Source organism: Aeromicrobium sp. PFPM2_SD2, assembly GCF_057364525.1.
Window position 1 is genome coordinate 1 of record NZ_JBNFNZ010000425.1, and the last position, 2084, is coordinate 2084.

At 73.9% G+C, this 2084-nt stretch carries 4 protein-coding genes; 2 read left to right on the plus strand and 2 right to left on the minus strand.

The annotated features are described in order from the left end of the window. Window positions 1–438: winged helix-turn-helix transcriptional regulator (locus AC2W7G_RS14590; protein ID WP_485869075.1), on the minus strand; the 438-nt coding region annotated here is incomplete at its 3' end. A 116-nt stretch (window positions 439–554) separates the two neighbouring features. Between AC2W7G_RS14590 and AC2W7G_RS14595 the strand changes: the two genes are divergently transcribed. Then, on the plus strand, window positions 555–977 hold the full coding sequence (locus tag AC2W7G_RS14595) for a PaaI family thioesterase (protein WP_485869076.1): 423 nt from the start codon (window positions 555–557) through the stop codon (window positions 975–977). Here AC2W7G_RS14595 and AC2W7G_RS14600 read toward each other — a convergent pair. Beyond that, window positions 974–1276 carry a hypothetical protein gene (locus AC2W7G_RS14600; RefSeq protein WP_485869077.1) on the minus strand — a complete coding sequence of 101 codons (303 nt, stop codon included), beginning with the start codon at window positions 1274–1276 and terminating at the stop codon, window positions 974–976. The genes AC2W7G_RS14595 and AC2W7G_RS14600 overlap by 4 nt on opposite strands. A 145-nt stretch (window positions 1277–1421) precedes the next feature. Here AC2W7G_RS14600 and AC2W7G_RS14605 point away from each other — a divergent pair. After that, window positions 1422–2084, plus strand: a 663-nt coding sequence (locus AC2W7G_RS14605; protein ID WP_485869078.1) for a LamB/YcsF family protein, incomplete at its 3' end; no start/stop codon positions are given.

The following is a 2084-nucleotide window of genomic DNA, read 5'->3' on the forward strand; positions in this document are numbered from 1 at the left end:
CAGGTGGGTCGCGCCCCGCGTCCTCCACGACGTGGCCGTCGCGCACACGAGCGGGGCCCGCACCGGAGCGCCGCAGTCGTGACGGACGACCGCGGGTGGGCCGTCGGCACCGCCCAGGTGGCGGTCGCCCCAGTCCAGGAAGGCGACGAGCACCGGGACGAGCTCGAGGCCGGCGTCGGTCAGCCGGTACTCGGCGCGCGGGCGCTGACCGTCCTCGCGGTACTCGACCCGCTCGAGCACGCCGGCGTCCACGAGGGCGGCGAGCCGGCGACGCAGCACGTCCCGCGAGACGCCCAGGTGGTCGGCCAGGGCGTCGAACCGGCGGACGCCGTTGAGCACGTCGCGGACCACCAAGATGCTCCAGCGGTCGCCGAGCAGGCCGGTCGCGCGGGCGATCGAGCAGGTGGCGGAGTCGAGCTCGGCGAACGTCGCGGTCATGGTCGCTCCTGGCTGGGTACGGATTGCGTACTCAGATGCTACCGTCCGAGCATGAGCGAGAAGAGCAGGACGATCACCTGGACCGATCCCCTCCCGCAGGCCGCGGCGCGCGGACGATGAGCGGCGTCGACTACTTGCGCGCGATCCTGAAGGGCGAGATCCCCGGCGCACCCATCGCCGCCCACCTGGACATGGGCTTCGTGTCGGTCGAGCGCGGTGACGTCGTGTTCACCGCGGTGCCGGACGAGTCGCACTACAACCCGATCGGATCGGTGCACGGCGGCTTCTACGCCACGCTGCTCGACTCGGTCTGCGGCTGCGCGGTGCACTCGACGCTGCCGGCCGGCCAGGCGTACACGTCGCTGGAGATCAAGGTCAGCTTCCTGCGTCCGATCACGGTCGACACCGGACCGGTCACCGCGCACGGCTGGGTGACCAAGCCCGGCTCGCGCGCGGCGTTCGCCGAGGGCGACATCCGCGACGCCGACGGGCGCCTGCTCGCCACGGCGTCCAGCGCCTGCGCCGTCTTCCCCGTCTAGGCGCCGTCGAGGCGCGACACCGTGCGCCGGCCGGCCCCACGGGGCACGCCTGCGTCACGCTCGCGGTCGGAGCGGAAGCTGTCGACCGCCAGCAGGATCGCGCCCACCGCTCCCACGGACAGGCCGGTGACGAGCCCGCCCCAGCCGAGCAGGTCGTCGGCCAGGCGCGAGCTGGTGCCCTCGTCGTCGACGCGGTAGCCGGTGGCGATGAGGTCGAACGCGCCCCACAGGACGATGCCGAGCCCCGCGCCCAGCAGCAGGACCCCGGTCACCAGCAGGCGGGTCGCTCGTCGCGTCATGCGCCGAAGCGTGCCAGGTCCGCCACCCCGGGGCGGTGAGTCCTGGTCACTTTCGAGCGCGCAAGTGACCCTCACCCACCGCCGGCCGGCGGAAAGTGACCCTCACTCACCGCCCGGTGGGGTGGGGACGGGCCAGACTGGGGGCATGGACGCGCACGTGGACCTCAACAGCGATGTCGGCGAGTCGTTCGGCCGGTGGGAGCTCGGCGACGACGAGGCGATGCTCGGGCTCGTCACGAGCGCGAACGTGGCCTGCGGGTTCCACGCCGGCGACCCGGCCACGCTCGCCCGCACCCTGCGCTGGGCCGCGGCCCACGACGTCCGGGTGGGGGCGCAGGTCTCCTACCGCGACCTCGCCGGGTTCGGGCGCCGTTTCGTGGACGCGAGCCGGGACGAGCTGACCCACGACGTCGTCTACCAGCTGGGCGCGCTGGCCGGCATGGCCCGCGCCGCCGGCACCCGCGTCACGTACGTGAAGCCGCACGGGGCGCTCTACAACACCGCCGTCCACCACGACGAGCACGCCCTGGCGGTCGTCGACGCGGTCGAGTCGTTCGACGACTCGCTCGCCGTCCTGGGTCTGCCCGGCTCGGCGCTGCTGCGCCACGCGGAGTCGCGGGGCCTGCGGGTCGTCACCGAGGCGTTCGCCGACCGCGCGTACACCGCGCACGGGACGCTCGTCCCGCGATCCGAGTCGGGCGCGTGCTGCACGACCCCGCGCAGGTGGCCGCGCGCGTCGTCCGGCTGGCCACGAGCACGACAGTGGAGTCGGTCGACGGGAGCGTCGTCGGAGGTCGACGCCGGACGT